A 22,232-nucleotide genomic window follows, 5' to 3' on the forward strand; every position below is an offset into this window, starting at 1 on the left:
CTGACGGGGCAAAATGTCTTTAGACAGCCGCTAATTAGCCGTACTGCTCTCTACTGCCTTATCCGTCCTAGTTGATTTTCTGATAAAGCGAATGCCTGACTCAAGGGCGCGCTCTTTTAACACATCGAGCGCCTGCTGCTCCCATGTACTTTCATTACCAGATAACGTCACATCAGGTTCCACACCGATGCCATCTATCTTGTTACCCGCGGCAGTCATGTAGTTGGCGACTGTTAATTTGACTGCCTGCTCATCATTTAGCGGAATGACTGACTGAACCGACCCTTTGCCATAGCTCACTTCACCGAGGATAGTAGCGCGTTTTTGTGCTTGCAAACTGCTGGCCAATACTTCTGCTGCAGATGCCGAATAGCGATTTTGTAATACCACTAACGGTAACGGCTCAAGTATCGCCTCACCCCTAGTCGGCAATATACGTGGTTCGTTTTGGCGCGCCTGTACCTGTACCACATCGGTATCAGTCATAAACAAGCTGGCAACGCTCACCGCGGATGTGAGCACCCCACCTGGATTGTCTCGCATGTCTAGCAAGATACCTGAGATGGGTGCCTCTAGATTAATCAAACCTTCTAGTAATTTCTCACGGCTGTTGTTTTGAAACGCGGGTAGTCTAATGACAGCAATATCATCAATGAGCTTTGTTTCAATCGTTTGAGGATGACTATTATTACGCTGTAAAGTTGTGGTGTGCTTACGGCGACCAGCCTTAGACGTAACCACATCGATTTGCGTGCCAGCGATACCGGTTAACAACTGCTCGACGTCATTGCTCTGACGCCCATCATCCAGCTTGAACTCGCCCACTTGATGTAAGTAGTCCCCAACGGCGATCCCTTTTTTGTCAGCCGGTGAATCATCAATTACCTCAGTGATGACCCAGTAACCCACTTTTGGCTGATAAGTAACTTTGATGCCAACATCGCCAACATCGCCTTCAGTAAAAGCGCGCAGATTTTCATAAGCTTCAGCGTCTAAAAACTCAGCATGACTGTCAAGCTTGGTGAGCATGCCACTCATCGCATTATTAAACAGCTCTTCGTCATTGACGGCATCCACATACTCACGGCGTACCAAATCCACGACTGCGACGAATGTCTTGAGCGTTTCAGGAGAAATGGCATTTAGCGAGACTTGCGCTACTTCTGATGGAATGTCCGTCTCTATATCTTCGATATCGTCCGTCAAAGCACTCTCATCTGCCACGCCATCTATTGCGTCATCTGACTCGTCTGCAGCATCTAACATATCCGCAACATCTGATAAATCATCAGCGTTGTCTTCAGCCGCTATTCCATCAGTATCTAAACTGATTAACTCTAGGCTCACGGTAGGGTTTTCGATAGATGCCTCGCCAACCGCTTGCGCTTGTATACTCATGCAACCCAAGCCCAAGAGACCTATCACATAGATAGGCTTAAAAAACTTAGGTATTATAAACACGCTCGTCATCTGCTTATCTAATTGTTTAGACAGCGATGAGCGCATGACATAAATAGGACGCATAAGAACACTCTTTTTAATCAGGAGTTTATGATTTATTAGGGATAAGACCATCTCATAAGATAGCACCAAGAGTATGTCTAAAACTAGGATAGTATTGCAAGTAGTATTCGTTACGCAAAAAACGAATGAGCTGTATTAACATCGCTTAGGCTATATGACGCACGTTTTTGCAGTTAATACAGACAAGGAAAGTACATAAAAAAGGGAGAGATAATGAATATCCCTCCCCTTTTCAACTAAACCGTCTACTTCTTATCGCATGGCATGACTGCCTACTATACAATATTAAAACGACTGACTATGATGCTGACACTAATAAACTTTCACCAGTCATCTCAGTTGGCGCTTCAATATCCATCAACGCCAAAATAGTCGGGGCAACATCACTCAGTTTACCACCACTACGGACCGTTACTTTTTGCGCACCCACATAAATTAATGGTACAAGTTCCGTCGTGTGCTGAGTATGCACTTGACCACTTTCATAGTCTTGCATCTGCTCACAGTTGCCGTGATCGGCAGTGATAAGCATATCGCCACCTGCAGCACGTACCGCTGATTCCACACGGCCAACACAGACATCGAGCGCCTCTACCGCTTTGACAGCGGCATCAAAGATACCTGTATGCCCAACCATGTCCCCATTGGCATAGTTCACGACCAACACATCATATTTACCGGACTCAATCGCTGCGACCAACTCATCTGTCACCTCAGGCGCGCTCATTTCAGGCTTAAGGTCATAAGTTGCAACATCTGGCGATGGTACTAAAATGCGTGTCTCGCCTTTATACTCTTCTTCGCGGCCGCCACTAAAGAAAAATGTCACATGCGCGTACTTCTCAGTCTCAGCGATACGTAACTGTGTTTTATTTTTGCTTTGTAAGTATTCGCCAAGGGTATTGGTTAATGAGGTTGGATAATAGGCAATACTGGTCTTTGGGTTATCAGCCAATACATCCGAGTACTTCGTTAGCATCACAAAGGCAGCAAGTCTTGGCTGCTTTTGACGGGCAAAGCCAGAAAACTCATGATCTGGCAGTACAAATGCTTGGGCAAGCTCACGGGCACGGTCAGCACGGAAGTTCATAAAGATAAGCGCATCGTTATCTTCTACTGTGTATGGTACTTCGTCACGTCCGATGACTGTTGTTGGGCTAATAAACTCATCCGTCTCACGAGCTTTATAAGCGGCCTGCACCGCACCATCTGCACGCGTTGCTAGACGGTCAGCCTTGCCTTCAGTAATCAGCTCATAGGCTTTTTGAACACGGTCCCAACGATTGTCGCGATCCATCGCATAATAACGGCCGATGATACTAGCAATCTGCACCCGACCACCTTCATAATGCGCATTCAGTTTATTAATATGCTCACGTAAACGATTGATATATTTGTCAGCAGATTTAGGCGGCGTATCACGGCCATCTAAGAAACAATGAACAAAGACGTTTTTGGCACCATGAACCAACGCCGAGTGACACATCGCTTCAATATGGTCTTGATGCGAATGCACACCACCATCCGACAGCAAACCCATGATATGTACGTTACCACCAAGCTCATTCGCAGCTTTCACCGCATCAACCAACGCTTCATTTTTATAAAATTCACGATTGGCAAGCTCACTTGAAATACGAGTTGAATCTTGGTACAGAACGCGACCTGCCCCTAAATTCATATGACCGACTTCTGAGTTGCCAAACTGACCATCTGGCAAGCCAACATCTTCTCCCGATGCGGAAATTAGCCCATGCGGATATTGTTGATAAATCTTGTCTAAATTGGGCATATTGGCCGCAGCAATGGCATTGTCTTTATCTTCTTCACGATGACCAAAGCCGTCCAATATCATCAAAACATGCGGTGTTTTCTTATTTTGTGCGCTATCCTGCTTACTGTTAAGCTGCGTTTTATTGTCATTATTAGATTCTAATGGCTGCTGATTACTGGTCATATATTACCGCTCCTCAAGTGAATGAACGCCTATAATGCTGTATTAGGGTGTTGAAAGCCCTCTATATTAACACATATCTCAAAATAGCTGAAAAACTGACAATTTTTCACTATTCATTGACTGATATCAGACTCTCTGCCACTGCTTACCAATCCAGACAGGTCATACCCGATATTGTCCGTCTTACTAAATAACTGCGCTAAGTATCAATCTGTAAATCATACTTGCAATCACTCAAACCATTGGTTAAGATAAAACTATTCTGAAGTGTTGGCTAGTAGATGTTTATTCCCTGAGCCGATAATGCTTTACTAGGATGTGGTACCTATTGCTTCATTGTGTATGCCTGCACCGCTTGCGGTGTATCAGGAAACCTGCAGAGGCAGTGACGCATCCGCCCTGAACTTCACGGTTCATGGGTCACCATCTTGCGGCGGCACTTCGGTTGTTCTATTCGGTCATTATTTTATTTTTTTGCAAATATGCTTATGATAAATAAAGACCACCAAAAAGCCCCTTTCGTTAATAATGAAAGGGGCTTTTTTTATGCTTTTCTATTTAAGCTTGCTTAACCATCAATCGATTACTCGTCATTGGCAGACTTGGTAATCTTCTTCACATCTTTAGGGATATTTTTTGCAGTCCCATCAACCGTCGTGTGTTGTTTGAACACATCACCAAAGGGATTTTGCTGTTGCTGGCCAAACGGATTTTGTTGTTGACCAAATGGGTTCTGGCCATTCATGCCACCTGCACCGCCAAACGGATTCTGACCACCCATGCCACCGAATGGGTTTTGTCCGCCCATTTGACCACCCATCTGTTTCGCCATCATCTCCATCATTTTTTGCTGATTGTTCATGACGTAGTTATTGGCTGCATCTTTCAGTTTCTTTTGTACAGGCGGCAATACAACCAACAGGGCGATTAAATCACTCAGCACACCAGGAATGAGCAACAAAATACCCGCTGCTGCCATAGCGACACTTTTCATCATGGTCGACTCTTGCGGACGCATCGCTGGATTCATCATGCCACCCGCTTTCATTTGCTGCGCCATTGGGTTTAGAGCAGCCATGCCCTTACGTAACAGAGCAATACCGATGACTGCGGCGATGATAAACCACATAAACACCCACCAGCCACTCATAAACTGAGCAAGCAAATACCACAGTAGCATCTCGATAATAAACCAAACGATGGCAATACCAACTATCTGACCCATAAAGCGTCGTCCTATAAAATAAAAACCAATAAATTGAGCACCATGCAAATTAAGATGGCTAACATATGATGTATATGGGGATTGATTGCTATACTATCAAACTTAAGGCTGATTTTTAAGCCATAAAATAAAATGTAAGTAAGACGGATAACTATGGCAATTATTATTGGGATTGATCCCGGTTCACGTATGACAGGTTATGGTATCGTTCAACAAACCGGTGACAAGCTGACTTATATTGATGCAGGTACCATTCGCACGGATACTAAAGAGATGCCTGAACGCCTCAAGCGTATTTTTAATGGCTTGACCCGTATCACGCAGCATCATCTGAAGTATGCCGACGAGCCTATATATACTGCTATTGAGCAGGTATTTATGGCCGAAAATCCTGATTCGGCGCTAAAACTCGGTCAGGCACGTGGTGCCGCGATTGCAGCAATGGTGGCACTGGACTTGGAAGTATCGGAATATACCGCACGCCAAATTAAACAAGCAGTTTGCGGCTATGGTGCAGCGGCGAAAGAACAAGTGCAAGAGATGGTCTGCCGTATACTGGCATTAGAAGTGGTACCGCAACAAGATGCCGCTGATGGACTGGCTTGTGCCATTTGTCATGCACATTCAAGTCATTCTATGAATAAGATACTGCTGAATAGCTCGATGCGTGGTCGTGGCGGATCTAAGAAAAAGGGACGCTGGCGTTTAACCGAAGAAGACTTGGGCAACTTGCGTTAAAGCAATCAAGTAAACACCCATAAAAAAACACGCGTCTAAAGGATGCGTGTTTTTTATCGATGGTCAGTTGGATGAGCGACAAACGCCTACTCTACCAAGGCACTCTCAATCACCGCATCTAACACATAAGCATATTCTTCGCCGGCTACATTTTCTTCACCGTCTAACTGGTAACGTTGTAGACGTAATACTTCGTCGTGCTTACCATCATGCTGATAGCCATCAATTTGCCCAGTGAACGTTGTCCACTGTCCTTCATTAATTTTTATACCTTGATCGTCATAAGTGATTGGCTTAACTTGTAAACATTGCTGTGATTCATTACCTTCACAAGGTACCATTTTAGCATTCACTGCCCAAAACACCGTCGCGCCTTTACTGTTGTACTTGGCTTGCGAGGTCAATCTACCTTTCCAAGTTAACGTAACCGCATCGCTGGTCACTTGCGTGAGTATGGGGTTTTCACCATCTGTCACGCTCAGCTCACTAGTACCCTGCATTAAGGTGTTTAGACGATTTTCAGCATTATTTAAATCTTCGCACAGCATCTTGGTGCTCATGCTCTCTTCAGTAGTCAACCTATCATCTTGCAGCTGATAAGCCGCACTCATCGTATTGCAGCCAACACTATAGTTTATCGTGTTTCTATTTGGACTGAATGACAATCCTACTTGGTCTTTGATATCTCTAAGTGTCGTTATGACTGGACCGCCACTTTTGTCATCGATATCCAATAACGTCCAACGATAGCGTGATAAATTGTCAATCATATTTTGCTCTACAGTGGGTTCAATATGATTACCATCAGATGTATCTGCCGCCATATCAGTAGCCGATGCCTCATTTGTGTTTAGTGTTGCGTCAGTTGCTACTCCTGCATCGCTATTGTCTGATGCATTATTATCGACAGAATTAGCGTCTTTTTGACAGGCACCCAATACCAAGCTTGCTGCTAGCACACTTGGCAATAAAACGAATTTGAACACTGCTTTCTTACTTCTACCTACCATACAACATACCTCACAACATACTTCTCAGTAAGCTTATTTATCCTTTCTCATCTCAAAACAATCCATATCTTAACAGTTGGCCTCAACTCAATTAACGCTAAGCAAATCGCTAAATCTTAACTTTACGAATAAACACTTAATAAACGCTAAGTTTAATGGCGGATTAATACCTTATTAAGAGAAGCTTAGTGGTTCAAGAGAGTTTAGTCACTATAGCGCTGACTCTGTGGCCTTATGTAATGAAATGTATATTTTTATTACATCTTTTAAAAATTGTTTCATCTGGATGATTTTAGTGATAGTGGCTTTTATTACTAACAACCTTTCGATACCGTTATATTTTTATAAGGTACTTATCCTAACACTCTAAAAGTTACAAAAAAGACAGTCAGCCCAGAGAGTTAACTGTCTTTAAATGTTAGTTATCATATTTGTTTCAATTCAACGTTTATGAGATAAAATTAAGCGCTGCGATGTCTGTCTATCACTATAAATGAGCATTAAGATAAACGAACACCTTACTCAGGGCCTTTTGTGGGTTTGGCTTTTGCCATTTTTTTGATACTAAACTGCTCATTCATCATTTGATAAAACCGTGCTAAGTTTTCACCTTGCTCATTAGGATTGACCTTGAGTATTTTACCAAAGTCTAACCCCAGATATAACACGATATCAGCAAAGCTTAGTTGTTCACCGACCAAGTAATCACGGCCGACTAACGCCGTCTCAAAGTATGCCATGGCTTTAGTAGCACGGGCAATAGAGGGCGCGACAAACTCTGGCACTTGTTCGACTCGCTGAGCTTTTGAGGGGTGGCTGTGTTGAAACGCCAGCATCAAGTTGTACAAGACTTCAAATTCAGCAATACGGCGCATAGAGCACACTTGCGCACGCTGCACCACATCATTGCCCATCACCGAGCGCTCGCCATACACGCGGTCAAGATACTCACACACTGCTTGTGAGTCATTGAGCACCGTACCATCATCTAGCGTTAGCACTGGCACTGTCTGCATTGGATTCATCTTAGTAAACTCATCTGACATCTGCTCATCAGACGCAAAGTCAATGTCTACTAAGTCGACATCATCTATATCATCGACATCGATACCTTTCGATGCTAATAGAATAAGTGCTTTACGTGGATTGGGGGCAGTACGGGTGACGTATAGTTTTTTCATGGCAAACTCCTTGTAAGTTGGACTCAAAGCGACTTAGCGCTGATAGGCTTTATTATGGTTATTGCACTATAGCGTATGGTTCAGAATATCAACACGCTATATAACAGTTATAGCCTACTCTGCTCATCATAGCAAAACCTTATTGAGCTCGCTGTTCTGATGAGAGTTTGAATAACAAAAAGCCCCATAACATTCCGTTATAGGGCTTTTAATTTTTGAGCAATTCTTAATCACTTATCAATACCACATGCATTTAACTTATTTGTTAGGCGCAGGTGTGGTACGTAAATAAGGCTTAATTTCGGTATGACCTTTAGGATAATTAGCAGCGATATCTTCGTTTTTCACGCTTGGAGGAATGATAACGTCGTCGCCATCTTTCCAATCAACAGGCGTTGCTACGTTATATTCATCAGACAATTGCATCGCATCAATCACACGAATAATCTCATCAAAGTTACGGCCACAGCTGGCTGGATAAGTCAGTGTTAAGCGTACTTTTTTCTTAGGATCAATAATAAACACACTTCTGACCGTCGCTGTATTGTCAGCATTTGGATGAATCATGTCATAAAGATCTGCAACCTTGCGCTCAGGGTCTGCAATGATAGGGAAATTGACAGCAGTACCTTGGGTTTCTTCAATGTCACTTACCCAACCTTTATGATCTTCTAAACCATCAACCGATAGCGCAATTGGTTTAACATTGCGCTTCTGGAACTCACCGCCTAGTGCTGCGGTACGACCAAGCTCAGTGGTACATACTGGCGTATAATCTGCAGGATGTGAGAAGAAAACAACCCAACTGTCCCCTGCCCATTCGTGGAAATTGATATCACCATCAGTGGTTGTCGCGTCAAAATTTGGTGCAGTATCACCCAGACGTAAATTTGCCATACTTAAATTCCTTATTTATGTTTGTGATGAGCGTTAATATCAATACATTAAGGTTAAAAGATATCGGCTCACTCTATTATTATTAATGATATGCTCAGTTATCAAAATAACACTAAGCACATCAGCAAAAAACTCACTTTATATTACCAAACTGGTTATGAATGTCTTGTGACGGATTGTAATGCGTTTATTCCATTTACCAATAAGCAAACCGGTATATAGGTCGCATAGAGCATTAAACTACCATGCTTGCATCCCACAAGCAAAATTCATAAAAAACCCATCTCTAGCGTACTAGAAATGGGCAATTTTTAAAACCACTATTGTGCAGTGCCTTCTCAAACTCTAAGAGTGAAAACACAGTTAACAGTTACGCTGGTTTATAACTATCACGTAAGCTAACGATTTGGTTAAATACTGGCTTGTCGCTAGTATGTTCTTCGCTATCCGCGATAAAGTAACCTTCACGCTCAAACTGGAAGCGCGTACCAGCATCGCTATTAGCCAATGATGGCTCAACCACGGCATTAAGCTCAGTCAACGAGTCAGCATTCAAGGCTTGATGAACGTCAGCGACGCTACTTGGGTCTTCGACACTAAATAACTGCTCATACATGCGTACGGTCGCTAGCACGCCTTGGCTAGCCGATACCCAGTGAATGACGCCTTTAACCTTACGACCTTCAGGATTATTACCTAGCGTTGCCGGATCAATCGTGGCTTTTAGCTCAACAACGTTGCCACTTTCATCAAGAGTATGCTCAGTCACTGCCAATACATAAGTATTACGCAGTCGAATCTCTGGCTTTTCTGGTGACAAGCGCTTATAACCTGCTGGCGGCTCAATCTCGTAATCGCCTTGGTCGATATATAAAGTCTCAGTGAATGGAATCTCACGCTCACCCATATCGACGTTAGGGTGATTTGGCTGCGTGAGCCATAAAGTTTGTGAGGCCTCATCAAAGCGCGCATTAACGCTATCAGCCTTTTGGGACTCCCAACTGCTAACCGCTTCCGCAAAGTTCGTAATGGTCACTTTTAATGGCTTAAGCACTGCCATACCACGAGCCGTAGTCGTCTCTAATGATTGACGAATACTAAATTCTAATAAGCGAAAATCAACAACGCTGTCTACTTTGGTCACGCCAACACGCTCACAGAAGTCACGTAGACCCTCTGGCGTATAACCACGGCGGCGCATGCCAGCGATCGTTGGCATACGCGGATCATCCCAACCGCTAACGATATTTTCATCGACCAACTGCTTCAGCTTACGCTTACTGGTCATGGTATAGTCGACATTTAGGCGGCTAAACTCGTACTGATGCGGCGGTACATCAAAGCCGATTTTTTCAACCGCCCAATCATAGAATGGACGATGGTCTTCAAACTCCAGCGTACATAACGAATGGGTAATGCCTTCGAGTGCATCCGAGAGCGGATGGGCAAAATCGTACATCGGATAAATGCACCATTTATCACCCGTTTGATGATGCTCTTGATGCATAACGCGGTAGATGACAGGGTCGCGCATATTCATGTTTGGGCTGGCCATATCAATCTTGGCGCGCAAAACGGCTTTCCCTTCCGCAAACTTACCTTCTTTCATATCATTAAAGAGGTTCAAGTTTTCTTCAACACTGGCATCACGATGTGGTGATGGCGTGCCAGCTTCATTAAAGGAGCCACGGTTTTCTTTAATCTGCTCAGGTGACTGCAAGTCTACATAGGCATCGCCCTGCTCAATCAACTGCACGGCCCATGCATACAACTGGTCAAAGTAACCCGACGCATGGTGCGCCTCTCCTGCCCACTCAAATCCTAACCATTTAACATCGTTCTTAATATTATCGATGTAATCTTGCTTTTCTGCGGTTGGATTGGTGTCATCAAAACGTAGGTTACAAACACCGCCAAACTCTTTAGCCACACCAAAGTTTAAGCAAATAGATTTAACGTGCCCTAAATGCAAATAACCATTTGGCTCAGGCGGGAAACGCGTCACGATTTGTGGGTATTTCTGCGCATTGACATCGTCACGAATGATATTACGAATAAAATCGTTTTTTTGTTCGTCTTTTTGTGCATTGTTGCTTGAGTGCTCACTCATCGGGCATTGCTCCTAACGCAAATTGTCAGTTCATGCTACGTGCCATCACGTAGCATGGAAAATTCAAACCAAACCATTAAAAGTAGGTTATTAAAAATTATAATAAAAAGTGGAAGTTGCGTTATTCTATCAGGTTTCACAAACGCATTAACAGCCTGATACATGACACGAGATAAAAAAGCCGTTAGACTAGCCATGACTTTTTAACAATCACTCACGACAGTGCTAATTAAGGTGCTGCAATCAAAAAGGAATATCACATGGTAGACATGCCACCAGTAGTAGAACTTGACACCAGTATGGGTGCGATCGTTATCGAACTCAATGAAGAAAAAGCGCCAAAAACGGTAGAAAACTTTTTAAACTATGTAAAATCTGGTCATTATGATGGCACGATTTTCCATCGCATCATTGACGGCTTTATGATTCAAGGCGGCGGAATGGACGCTGAGATGAATGAAAAAGCGACCAATGCACCTGTTGAAAACGAAGCAGATAATGGTCTAAAGAATGACAAAGGTACGATTGCGATGGCACGTACGCAAGACCCGCATTCAGCAACCAGCCAGTTTTTCGTTAACGTGAAAGACAACGATTTCCTAAACCATTCTGGCAAAAATATGCAGGGTTGGGGCTACACCGTATTTGGTAAAGTAACAAGCGGTATGGACGTCATCGAAAAAATGCGCGGCGTACCTACTGGTCGTTTCGGCATGCATGCTGATGTGCCAAAAGAGCCAGTGGTTATCAACTCAGCGACCATCATTACTAAGTAATTGTTACTCAGTAGTGTTTAGTAGATAACTGTTATTTGAGGAAAATCACTCAGTAAGCACTTATCAAAAGATACTTCTTAGTAATTCACGAGGATAAGGATAAATGCAAAGTTTCAACCATCTAATTACCACCCGCCCTCATGAGGTGCGGCAAGTATTGATTAGCGATTTGCATTTATCGCCTGAAGAGCCTGCCTTAGTGCAGGCTTTTTTGGCGCTGCTTGATGATTGCCTTGCCTTGCCTGCGCTAAAGCGCTTGTTTATCTTAGGCGATTGGTTCGAAGTATGGCTCGGTGACGACGTTTACTTATCGTTATCAGAAGATGAGCGCCAAACCCATTGGCTCACTCCGCTGATTGTTAAGTTAAAAAAACTACGAGTAGCTGGCTGTGAGATTTTGATTATGCATGGCAATCGTGACTTTTTGTTAGGTCAGCCATTTTGCAATTTATTCGGTGGTGAGCTTATTTATGAGCCATACACTTTAACCGTTGGACAGCAGAATTATCGCTTAGAACACGGCGATGCGTTATGCATTGATGATAAGAAATATCAGTTTTTTCGCAAAATCATGCGCAATCGTTTAACTCAGTGGTACTTGCTGAATAAATCACTAGAAAAACGCTTGGCTATCGCAGATAAAATGCGCCAAAAAAGCCAACAGAATAACGCCAATAAAGCCGCTTACATCATGGATGTCAATGAAGATGCAGTGATACAAGCAGTGGCTGATAGCGATGCGTTACTACATGGTCATACTCATCGCCCAGATATTCATCAAGCCACGAGTAATAAAAAACGCTACGTGCTGGGTGATTGGCGACTATTAGATAGCGAAACACGCCAGCCAAAAGTCAGTGCAGTGATTGGCATAGTAACCACAGATGAAAACTCAGATAATAATAATGCTGAATTTGAATTGGTTGAATTTAAATTTCTAATGTCATGATATCTATAGTCAGTGAAAAGTAATATCGATACATCACGCGCTGCTGATATCAATTTTTCTTGCTTGCTGTGTCTGCGCAGACAGAGGCTACAAAAAAATTGATATCAGCAATACCGTAGCGTTTTTAGGATATTTTGACTATATATGTGAACGTCTCTTATTTACGATAAAAAAGGGTCTGTTAAAATAACAGACCCTTTTTTTGACTATCTAAGACCCTTTATCTTTAAGGCATTAATTTAAAGAAGTGCTGACGATAATGTTTTAGCTCACGAATAGAGTCGCGAATATCGTCTAATGCTAAGTGACTGCCACCTTTTTCAAAATTCTTTAAGATATCAGGGCGCCAGCGGAAGCATAGCTCTTTAATTGATGACACATCAAGGTTACGATAGTGGAAGAACTTCTCCAGTTCGGGCATCTGTCGCGCCATAAAGCGGCGATCTTGGCAGATTGAGTTGCCACACATTGGTGACTTGCCACTATCGACCCATTTATTCAAAAACTTAATGGTTTCCGCTTCGGCCTCTGCCAATGTCACCGTACTACGGCGTACACGATCAACCAATCCTGACTGGCCATGTTGCTTGGTATTCCAATCGTCCATTTTATTTAACACTTGATCTGATACTTTAATGGCAAACACCGGTCCTTCGGCAAGGACGTTTAAATCTTCGTCAGTGACGACAGTGGCAATCTCGATAATCTCATCGTTTAAAGTATCAAGCCCAGTCATTTCTAGGTCAATCCATACCAGCCCTTTTTTACCTTGGTTTCTGATTCTAATCTTATTGGGATGGTCGTCGGTACTCATATTTTGTCCTATGGTCAATAAATTTTGAAATAACTTTGGAGCAATGTTAACTAAATAAATGACATATAAATGGTCATGCTCAAATCATATATTTTGCGCTTAGTCAGTGATAATGTTTAAAAAAACCAAAACATTACAAAACCACTATCGGCTAGATGCGCTTTAGGCTGTATGTTAGCAAATTTTCACGCTACACTTAGCAATATTTTTTAATAGGTCACAAACCCATGGCATTAATTCGGCAACGCAAACTGACTAAACAACAGATTCGTCGCATCGACAAACAGCAGCTAGACAGTCAAGACAGTATCGATGACAGTTTGATGGATGGCGTTGTCATGGCACACTATGGCAAGCAGCTAGAAGTACAGGTGACCAGCTTGCCAGCAGTCACTCCCGTTCAGCCAGAGATTGCACCCGATGATCCTGAGCCGTTTTGGCAAGAGCTGGCGTTAGGTGATATTTGGCGTTGCCATGTGCGTACCAACTTACCGATGCTAGCGGCTGGTGACCACGTGCGCTGGAGTGCTGATCCCAATACTGGCTTTGGACGTATCGAATCGGTCAAACCTCGCACCTCTCTTGTCTCACGCCCTGATCGCTATCATAAGCTTAAACCTGTTGCAGCCAATGTCGATATTTTGGCCATTGTATTTGCCCCGCTACCTGCCGCAGCACCAACATTGATTGATCGCTATCTAGTCGTCTGTCATCACGCTGGTGTGAAGCCATTATTAGTGCTTAATAAAGCCGATCTGCTGGCGCAAGAAAACGGTGTCGATACCAATGAACTGCTCGCGCAGTATGCCGCCCTTGGTTATGAGAGCGTACTGACCTCAGTCGCTTGTCCTGAAAATATCGCTGATAGTGACGAGCAAGAAGGGCTAGATGAGTTAAAGCGCTACATCGATAAAAAACTGGTTATTTTTGCTGGTCAGTCTGGTGTGGGTAAAAGCAGTCTAATTAATGCTCTGCTACCAGAATCGGCACAGAGCGTAAATATTATTTCTGAAAACTCAAAACTCGGCCAGCATACCACCACAACCAGTCGCTTATTACCATTTAACCCAGACGACTTGACTCAAGGCGGTATCGTCGATACGCCCGGTATTCGTGAGTACGGGATTTGGCATTTAACCCCTGATGATATCATTTCAGGATTCGTTGAGCTTGCCCCACTGGCAGGGGATTGCCAATTCCGCGATTGTCGCCATACTCATAACAGCAAAGGCTGCGCATTGTGGGAAGCTGTTGCTGACGGTAAAGTATTGCAGCGCCGTGTTGAAAACCTTGTCACCTTAAGAGAAGAGGCAGATACCAAGCCTTATTAGTGCCTACCTCATTAGTGCTTGTGTGATTAATACTTGCTTTATTAATCGTTGGCGTACAGCCAGTTAGTCGCTGGGTTAATCATCACACGTTTACTATGGATGGTCTAATCGGTATAATAGCGCCTTGTTCGGTAATCCTAAGCTGTATTCGCAGTTTATTAGAACACTTATTTTTTGGAGGTATGGTTTGGATCGTGCGCTGGAATTTGTGGGCAACCACCCGTTTTTATTTGGTATATTAGCCGTACTTGCCGTGCTGTTTTTTACCATTGAAAACAAACGTAGTGGCAGAAAAATATCGCCCAATACCTTGGGTATGATGGTTAACTCGCAAAATGCGCAGCTGATCGATATTCGCGCCAAAAAGAAGTTTGCCACTGGTTACATCCAAGGCAGCCGTAACATACCTTTCACTGAACTCAAAGACCGCATAGAAGAGATCCGTGCCATTGAGCAGCCAGTGATTATCATCTGTGATATGGGCGTACAAGCAGGCGCAGCCATTCAGATGATTGGTAAAGACAGTGTCTATCGCCTAGAGGGCGGTGTTGGCGGTTGGCAAGCAGCAGGCATGCCATTGGTTGGTATAAAAGATGCTAAGCCTAAAAATAAAGGCAAAGCTAAGCCAAGTCTGCATAAGTAAGACAATGAATTAAGATGTAGTGTATGCAGTACTGATTACACTGATTTAAAAGACACCTTCTTCTGGGTGTCTTTTTTTATGTGGCAGTTATGATACGGTTAACGCTTTTGTGCCTATGCTGCTTGAATTTGTCATCGCCATCCCCACTTTAATATTGAGCGTCACCAAATATATTTGCAATTCATTGATGAGTGACAGATTATAATAATATTTCAAACGAAGTTAACGCCGTCACACTAGTATAGTTAAGCGGCCATACACTTATAAATAAGGATTTACCATGACTGTACCTGTTAAAGTTTATACTACCCCTATCTGCCCGTACTGCTCAAATGCTAAGCAATTGCTTAAAACCAAAGGCGTTGACTACGAAGAAATCGGTATGCATGACATCAGCAGCGAAGAGCGCCAAGCATTGATGAAAAAAACCAATAACTATCGCACTGTGCCACAAATCTTTGTTGGCGATACCTTTGTTGGTGGCTTTGATGAGCTCAATCAAATGAACCAACAAGGCAAACTTGACGAGCTATTGGCTGGTTAATTTGCTACCTTAGTCAACTGTCTGTCTTTATATTTGTAGAGATAGGCAGCATTACGGATAACATTCATTGGTGAAAATATCGAGATGAAATATCCAAACTCAGTCTCGATTTATATTACAATGATATTTTTCAATAACAATTTGCCCCATTATTTGATTCAATTTTAGAGGAATGACCATGGCTGAAGAACAAGCACAACCACAATTGGCACTAGAGCGCATTTATGTAAAAGACATGTCACTTGAGGTTCCAGGCGCTGGCGTATTTACCAAAGAGTGGAACCCAGAGCTTGATATCAATCTTTCTAGCAATGCTGAGAAACTTGATGACGACCATTATCAAATCGTATTGACGGTCAGCGTTACGGCAAAGAATGCTGAAGAACCAGCTTTTATCGCTGAAGTTCATCAAGCGGGTATTTTCTTATTAAAAGATATCCCAGAAGATCAAATCGGTCAAATCCTTGGCGCTTATTGCCCTAATGTGCTGTTCCCATATGCGCGTGAAGTCATCAGCGACATCGTAACACGTGGTAGCTTCCCGCAGTTATTGCTAGCACCAGTGAACTTTGACCAAGCTTATGCGCAAAGTCAGCAACAAGCACAAGTTGATGCCCAAGGTAATGCGTAAGTTTTAACCTTATAAAGTAGTAGTCCATTAATACCTAAAAGCCGTTTACTTATTTGAGTAAGCGGTTTTTTTGGTGCTATTTATTACTGTATGCAAATTATAGTGTTACGCGAAAGGATGGCTTGTCAGTCCTGATAATGAATACAGTCGCTAGGCTTAAAATTATCAAACCTAATATCATTTGAATTGAAAACCATCAGGTATAAAAAAACCCTGCCGATAAACAGGGTCTTCACATGCTTCATCAATCATTTAAAATCGATGATTAGCCTTTTAATGCTGACAGAATTTGCTGCTTCACGTCATCAATCCCTTGCGTGCCATCAAACTTATCATAGTTAGGCGCATCATCGCCTTCTTTGGCTTTATCTTGATAAAAACCAACCAAGGTAGACGTCTGCTCATGATAAGTGGCCAAGCGATCACGAATGGTAGACTCTTTGTCATCTTCACGCTGGATAAGCGCTTCGCCGGTCACATCATCGATACCCTCGACCTTTGGTGGATTGTGGTCAACATGATACACGCGACCTGAGCCTGGATGTTGGCGACGGCCAGACAGACGCTTAACGATTTCGTCATCAGGTACGCTGATTTCAATCACATGATCTATCGCAACATCAGCATCTGCAAGCGCTTGAGCTTGTGGAATCGTACGTGGAAAACCATCTAAAATACAACCATTGGCACAATCAGGCTTAGCGATACGTTCTTTCACTAGGTTAATAATGAGGTCGTCAGAAACCAAACCACCAGCATTCATAACGTCTTTGGCTTGCTTGCCAAGTTCGCTGCCTTCTTTGATTGCTGCACGCAGCATATCGCCCGTTGAGATCTGCGGGATATCATACTCTTTAGAAATGAACTGAGCTTGGGTACCTTTACCGGCGCCTGGTGGTCCTAGCAAAATAATACGCATCATTACACGACTCTCCTTAATAGATAGGAATTTGGGACTAATAAAACCTAGGGATTGGTTGTTTGCAAAGCTACCTTACCTTGTGGCTTTGCAAAGCTCAAGTATTTTCATTATTTGCAGTGATAAGTTGTCATGACTTATCTGTTCATACAATGCTGTTGCGCGCTGCTGCATCGGGCAACAGCGCTTATATCATCGGTACTGACAATAACCAATAAATATATTATGGAATCTGCTGATTGATTTCAACATTGGCCTGATTTTGCTCAGCACTAATCACCACTGGGTTGCCAGATAAGTCACCTGACTCTGCACTTGCATTACCGCTATGGCTTATACGAGCAATGACTGCCAATTGAACCTTATCCTCTCGAGCAGACTTCAAAGTACGCTCAGGCATCATCGCATCGAGATCGCTTAGGCTAATAGTGGCCTCGCCTTGCTTGATAATGCTGATTGGCAAACGCTTGGCGGCAAACGGTGGTCCACCTTTGATATCACGTATCGCCACAAACAACACATCATCGGCTTTGACAAGTGGTAATAAGCCAGAACTTACCCTGACGGTTACTTCGACGCCTTCAGAGGCTTGTTGCTGCTGAGCCATGACATTAGCACTGAGCTCATCTAAGCTTGCTAAGGCTTGGCTATGGTCGCCAGGCTTAGATGAGATACTGTCACGTAGACGCTTAATCCAGCCCTGTGCTTGATCAAAGTTACTGCTACGTGCCTCACCCATTGCCATGAGCATTTGTGCGCCTTCATGGCCTGGATTTTTGGCCAATACGTCTTGTAGTACTCGGCGACTGCTTTCATCCAGCTGTCCTTTATTAGCAAAGAAACTTATCTGCGCATAAGTGGTCGCAATCTCTTCATTATCTGGAGATAAACGATAAGCACGTGACAAGGCTTCTAGTGCCGAATCCGTTGCTTCTAATGATAAGAATAGCTCAGACAAGCGCATCCAACGATTGGGGTCATCAGCATGACGATAGACGTTGGTCTGCATGGCACTGATAAGTTGGGTACCGTCTTCAATCGCCCATGCAGGTGGCTGGTCAATTTTACCGGTTAATAAATCATCGGCCACTTGACCAACTTTGTCTTCCGCCGCCCAAAGCTTGAACACAGGTGTGCGATCACCGACCATCAGATATGCCATGGCTGCCAATATCGGTACCCAAGCCATGATAATTAAACGGCTTTTGATACCAGGTGCAACCATCGGTGTGACTTCACGCTGAGCATCCAATAGCTGACGCTCAAGCTCAAGCTTTTGGTTTTGATAATGGCTGTCATCGATAGTGCCACTGTCTTTATCAGTTTTAAGCTCCGCCAAACGCTCACGGAATACCGCAACGTTGATATCTAACAACTGATTATCGACAGGTTTTTCTTGCGTGCGTGACGCTCGTAACCACGGCATGATGGTAATCAAAGCAAGTATTAAGGCGATAAATAAGCTTAGAGCAATAAATAAGCCAGCAGTAGAAAATATGGTCATTTTTTGTCCTCGAGGCTTGTGATGTCGTGGTCGCTTTTATCGTTGTTTTCTGCACGCGATAACAAGCGATCAAGTTCGGCTTTTTCGGCAGCAGTGAGCTCGGCAGCAGTACTGTCTACCGCCACGCCACTTTGACCACTGGCAACCAGCTGACGCCGTTTACTTTGCCAAAACCAACCTATTAATAGCACAATGAGTAATAGTGGCGGGAAAAACCATAAAATCCACGTTGATGGACGTACGGGCGGCTTGTAACTAATAAAGTCACCGTAACGTTCTTGCATGTAAGCACGAATCTCGCCATCACTACGACCATCTTTTACCAAGTCATAGGTTTTTTGCTTCAAGTCTTGGGCGATTGGTGCATCAGACCCTGCAAGGTTTTGGTTTTGACATTTTGGGCAACGCAGCTCTTCGATGAGACCACGATATTGGGCTTCTTGCTGCACAGAATCAAAATCATAAACATCAATTGCCGCCTGGCTTGTCATGGTCAACAAACACGCCAACAGTACACTGGCTAACTTGAATATAACGGCTTTTATTTGATAGGTTTTTATATAATTGGCTATCATTTACATGCCTCCGCAACCTGACTCGGATCTGGACTGACGTTATTGTTATTGGCGTCATTGAGTACCATCAAGCAAGGGGCGATACGACTTTGCCAATTGCTCTCATTCACCTCTCCGATGATATGCTGACGAATGATACCCTCACCATCGACAATGAAAGTCTCAGGCGCACCCGTCAAACCCAAATCTAACGCAAACTGACCAGACAAATCTTGAATAGACATCGAGAACGGATCGCCACCTCGGTTCAGGTAGCCAAATGCATCACCGATATCATCTTTATAATTGATACCCACCAAATTGACACCACGCTCCTCAAGCTGCATTAAGAACGGATGCTCGATGATACAAGTTGGACACCAAGAGCCCCAAATGTTCATCAAAAAAGGCTCGTCAGGTAAATTATCGTTGGTCATAATACGACTGGTATCTGACAATAATGGCAGCTCAAAAGCAGGTACTGGGCGCTCAAGCGCGGTGTTCATCACTACTTCAGTCGGTTTACCTAGCTGCTTACCTAGCAGATAAAGCACCCCAATAAATACCAGCAGCGGAATCAAAAACCATATCTTTAGCTGCTTTTTGTTCATGGTTTTGGTGCCACGCCCCTTGTCTCTATTAGAATGCTGTTCAGGGGAGTTATTTGATGTGCTCATATTACTTCTCCCCTATTTTTGTTGCTGATGTTTCTAAGTCATCGACCGTGGCAAATCCTGATTTTTTGGCAGCGATTTGTGCGGCGGTCTTAGTCTTTTTGATGCGATAACGATTATCAAGCATACTCAACAGTGCACCAAACGCCATGATGAGAGAACCAAGCCATATCCAACGAATCAGTGGCTTCACATAAATACGTACCGCCCATTCATTACTGTCCGCTGCAATGGGTTCGCCAAGCGCCACATAGACATCGCGTATGAGGCTAGCGTCAATGGCTGCTTCTGTCATTGGCATCATGCTAATAATATAATTACGCTTTTCAGGGTACAAGGTAGCAACATCGTTGCCGTCCTTGGTGACCAACACTTCTGCTTGGGTCGCATCAAAGTTACTGCCTTTGACTTCACGGAAACCTTTGACAGTAAAGTCATAACCCTGGACATGGACACTGTCATTCGGACCTAGTGCCACATCACGCTCAATACTTAGGGTACTGGTGAATGCCACACCAATGACTGCAATGATGACACCGATATGAGCAGTCTGTTGTCCCCAATAGCTCAGGCGTAACTGACGTAAGCCCTGAAAACGACTCGACGCGTTTTTGGTTTTGTCTTTAAAATCGACGACCATCCAAAACAGCACCCAAAAACTGACTGCCAACGTCACACCAATATTGAGCATGGCAGACGGACTGACAAAATAGGCAATAATTGCTGCCAATACTAGGCTGCTTGCTGCAATGACCGTACCTGCGCCCAGCAACGGACGACTGTCTTTCTTCCAACGGATATTAGATCCCATACCCATGGCGATTAATAACAACCATGTCAGTGGCACAAACAGCGCGTTGAAGTACGGAGGGCCGACAGATACCTGACCCAAGTTAAAGGAATCGGCGATGATAGGATAAAGGGTACCGAGCAGCACTACTAAGGTTGAAATCAAAATGATGACGTTGTTAATCACCAAAAACGACTCACGCGAAATCAGCTGATATTGACTCTCAACCGTCAAACGCCAACCACGTACCGCAAACATTAATAATCCACCACCAACGATGATGCCAAGGATGACCAAGATTACAAGACCACGCGTTGGGTCGGCGGCAAACGAATGCACTGACGTAATGACACCTGAACGCACGAGGAACGTGCCAAGCAAACTGAGCGCAAAGGCAAAGATGGCCAGCATGATTGTCCATGCTTTAAAGACACCACGCTTTTCGGTTACCGCGAGCGAATGTAGCAATGCAGTACCAGCAAGCCATGGCATCAATGAAGCGTTTTCTACTGGATCCCAAAACCACCAACCGCCCCAGCCAAGCTCGTAATAAGCCCACCAAGAACCAAGTGCAATCCCTATTGTCAAAAAACCCCAAGCGGCAAGCGCCCACGGACGCGACCAACGTGTCCATACTGCGTCTAAACGACCTTCCCACAATGCTGCCATACAAAAAGCAAATGGCACGACCAAACCCACATAACCCATATAAAGCATAGGCGGATGAATAATCAAACCAAAATCCTGCAGCACAGGATTCAGATCCGCACCATCAACTGGCAAATTAGGCAACGTACGATCAAATGGCGATGAGGTAAAGATGAGCATCGTCAGCATCATCATCTGCACACCAGCCAAAATCACCAAAACCCGCGCGCGCATAGACAACGGCAGACCACGGCTAAAATAGGACACCAGTGCACACCAAGTGGCCATGATGGTCAACCACAATAGCAATGAGCCTTCATGCCCGCCCCACGTTGCCGAGAGTCTATAGTACCAAGGCAATAAGGTATTAGAGTGTTGAGTGACATAGACGAGGCTAAAGTCATTATAATAAAAACCTGCCATCAGTGCGGCAAATGAAACAATCATGGCAGCAAACTGCGCCCATGCTAGGCTTGGCGCGAGACGCTGCCAAGCAACATGATTGCGCATGACGCCAATGGTTGGTAATACCACCTGCAAAATCGCCAATATTAAGGCGGCTAGCAAGGCAAAATAACCCAATTCTGTGATTAACATACGGTCTAACCTTGTTTACCTTGGATACAATTGAGGACTCACCACTGACTTTGCTTAGCCACTGGCAAACGCTAAACATTCCTTTATGCGGTCATAGTTTACGGTCAAAAACGGAGGTTTTAATCGCTATAGAAGCACGTAAAACCCGCTACTATTGTTGTGGTATATCAAAATGAATAATTGATATAAAGTGCTGCTTATCAGTAATGATTTGCG

The 22,232-nt window shown here is 43.8% G+C and carries 20 protein-coding genes and 1 other RNA gene; 8 read left to right on the forward strand and 13 right to left on the reverse strand.

The genetic code is table 11. The features are described 5' to 3' along the window. Positions 1–30 precede the first annotated feature (30 nt). Positions 31–1,524 (reverse strand): S41 family peptidase, encoded by a 1,494-nt coding sequence (locus QL919_RS00180; protein WP_290187644.1) that lies wholly within the window; start codon positions 1,522–1,524, stop codon positions 31–33. A gap of 298 nt (positions 1,525–1,822) precedes the next feature. After that, entirely contained in the window at positions 1,823–3,481 is a 1,659-nt protein-coding gene (gpmI, locus tag QL919_RS00185) for a 2,3-bisphosphoglycerate-independent phosphoglycerate mutase (RefSeq protein ID WP_290187645.1), read from the reverse strand. A 256-nt stretch (positions 3,482–3,737) separates the two neighbouring features. Here gpmI and ssrS point away from each other — a divergent pair. Continuing rightward, positions 3,738–3,933: non-coding RNA, 6S RNA (gene ssrS, locus QL919_RS00190), on the forward strand. A 131-nt stretch (positions 3,934–4,064) separates the two neighbouring features. On the opposite strand, the gene QL919_RS00195 is transcribed toward ssrS, so the two are convergent. After that, positions 4,065–4,706 carry an FxsA family protein gene (locus tag QL919_RS00195; protein ID WP_290187646.1) on the reverse strand — a complete coding sequence of 214 codons (642 nt, stop codon included), beginning with the start codon at positions 4,704–4,706 and terminating at the stop codon, positions 4,065–4,067. 153 nt (positions 4,707–4,859) lie between these two features. Here QL919_RS00195 and ruvC point away from each other — a divergent pair, with 153 nt between their 5' ends. Next, on the forward strand, positions 4,860–5,444 hold the full coding sequence (gene ruvC, locus QL919_RS00200) for a crossover junction endodeoxyribonuclease RuvC (RefSeq protein ID WP_290187647.1): 585 nt from the start codon (positions 4,860–4,862) through the stop codon (positions 5,442–5,444). Positions 5,445–5,530: 86 nt separating this feature from the next. On the opposite strand, the gene QL919_RS00205 is transcribed toward ruvC, so the two are convergent. The 4 genes from QL919_RS00205 to QL919_RS00220 all read right to left on the reverse strand — a co-directional run bounded on the left by QL919_RS00205 (position 5,531) and on the right by QL919_RS00220 (position 10,642). Beyond that, positions 5,531–6,454 (reverse strand): DUF4377 domain-containing protein, encoded by a 924-nt coding sequence (locus QL919_RS00205; protein ID WP_290187648.1) that lies wholly within the window; start codon positions 6,452–6,454, stop codon positions 5,531–5,533. Positions 6,455–6,972: 518 nt separating this feature from the next. Continuing rightward, a complete protein-coding gene (locus tag QL919_RS00210) occupies positions 6,973–7,635 on the reverse strand; it encodes a glutathione S-transferase family protein (protein WP_290187649.1) in 663 nt (220 codons plus the stop codon). A 258-nt stretch (positions 7,636–7,893) separates the two neighbouring features. Further along, a complete protein-coding gene (locus tag QL919_RS00215) occupies positions 7,894–8,532 on the reverse strand; it encodes a peroxiredoxin (protein WP_290187650.1) in 639 nt (212 codons plus the stop codon). Between the two features lie 370 nt (positions 8,533–8,902). Next, positions 8,903–10,642 (reverse strand): glutamine--tRNA ligase/YqeY domain fusion protein, encoded by a 1,740-nt coding sequence (locus tag QL919_RS00220; RefSeq protein ID WP_290187651.1) that lies wholly within the window; start codon positions 10,640–10,642, stop codon positions 8,903–8,905. Positions 10,643–10,902: 260 nt separating this feature from the next. Between QL919_RS00220 and QL919_RS00225 the strand changes: the two genes are divergently transcribed. Both QL919_RS00225 and QL919_RS00230 read left to right on the forward strand, forming a co-directional pair. Next, the gene (locus tag QL919_RS00225) at positions 10,903–11,418 is read left to right on the forward strand and encodes a peptidylprolyl isomerase (RefSeq protein ID WP_068034829.1); all 516 of its coding nucleotides are present in this window, start codon (positions 10,903–10,905) and stop codon (positions 11,416–11,418) included. A 103-nt stretch (positions 11,419–11,521) separates the two neighbouring features. Continuing rightward, positions 11,522–12,367 (forward strand): UDP-2,3-diacylglucosamine diphosphatase, encoded by an 846-nt coding sequence (locus QL919_RS00230; protein WP_290187652.1) that lies wholly within the window; start codon positions 11,522–11,524, stop codon positions 12,365–12,367. Positions 12,368–12,593: 226 nt separating this feature from the next. Here the strand turns inward: QL919_RS00230 and orn are convergent, their stop codons facing one another. Then, positions 12,594–13,181 (reverse strand): oligoribonuclease, encoded by a 588-nt coding sequence (gene orn / locus QL919_RS00235; protein WP_290187653.1) that lies wholly within the window; start codon positions 13,179–13,181, stop codon positions 12,594–12,596. Between the two features lie 227 nt (positions 13,182–13,408). On the opposite strand from orn, the gene rsgA reads away from it, so the two are divergent. The 4 genes from rsgA to secB all read left to right on the forward strand — a co-directional run bounded on the left by rsgA (position 13,409) and on the right by secB (position 16,330). Next, entirely contained in the window at positions 13,409–14,512 is a 1,104-nt protein-coding gene (gene rsgA / locus QL919_RS00240) for a ribosome small subunit-dependent GTPase A (RefSeq protein ID WP_290187654.1), read from the forward strand. 187 nt (positions 14,513–14,699) lie between these two features. Then, a complete protein-coding gene (locus QL919_RS00245) occupies positions 14,700–15,155 on the forward strand; it encodes a rhodanese-like domain-containing protein (RefSeq protein WP_290187655.1) in 456 nt (151 codons plus the stop codon). 280 nt (positions 15,156–15,435) lie between these two features. Continuing rightward, positions 15,436–15,699: a glutaredoxin 3 gene (gene grxC / locus QL919_RS00250; protein ID WP_290187656.1), complete on the forward strand. Its 264-nt coding sequence runs from the start codon at positions 15,436–15,438 to the stop codon at positions 15,697–15,699. Positions 15,700–15,877: 178 nt separating this feature from the next. Then, positions 15,878–16,330, forward strand: a complete 453-nt coding sequence (secB, locus tag QL919_RS00255) for a protein-export chaperone SecB (protein ID WP_192529053.1) — start codon at positions 15,878–15,880, stop codon at positions 16,328–16,330. A gap of 265 nt (positions 16,331–16,595) precedes the next feature. Here secB and adk read toward each other — a convergent pair whose 3' ends face one another. The 5 genes from adk to QL919_RS00280 all read right to left on the reverse strand — a co-directional run bounded on the left by adk (position 16,596) and on the right by QL919_RS00280 (position 22,016). Next, positions 16,596–17,252: an adenylate kinase gene (adk, locus tag QL919_RS00260; protein ID WP_290187657.1), complete on the reverse strand. Its 657-nt coding sequence runs from the start codon at positions 17,250–17,252 to the stop codon at positions 16,596–16,598. 220 nt (positions 17,253–17,472) lie between these two features. Then, the gene (gene ccmI, locus QL919_RS00265; protein WP_290187658.1) at positions 17,473–18,753 is read right to left on the reverse strand and encodes a c-type cytochrome biogenesis protein CcmI; all 1,281 of its coding nucleotides are present in this window, start codon (positions 18,751–18,753) and stop codon (positions 17,473–17,475) included. Further along, entirely contained in the window at positions 18,750–19,328 is a 579-nt protein-coding gene (locus tag QL919_RS00270; protein WP_290187659.1) for a cytochrome c-type biogenesis protein, read from the reverse strand. The genes ccmI and QL919_RS00270 overlap by 4 nt, the downstream gene beginning before the upstream one ends. Then, on the reverse strand, positions 19,325–19,984 hold the full coding sequence (locus QL919_RS00275) for a DsbE family thiol:disulfide interchange protein (RefSeq protein WP_290187660.1): 660 nt from the start codon (positions 19,982–19,984) through the stop codon (positions 19,325–19,327). Before QL919_RS00275 ends, QL919_RS00270 begins: the two co-directional genes overlap by 4 nt. A 1-nt stretch (position 19,985) precedes the next feature. Continuing rightward, positions 19,986–22,016, reverse strand: coding sequence for a heme lyase CcmF/NrfE family subunit (locus QL919_RS00280; protein WP_290187661.1), 2,031 nt, complete (start codon positions 22,014–22,016; stop codon positions 19,986–19,988). Positions 22,017–22,232: the final 216 nt, after the last annotated feature.

The organism is Psychrobacter sp. APC 3426 (assembly GCF_030408035.1).
GTDB lineage: Bacteria > Pseudomonadota > Gammaproteobacteria > Pseudomonadales > Moraxellaceae > Psychrobacter.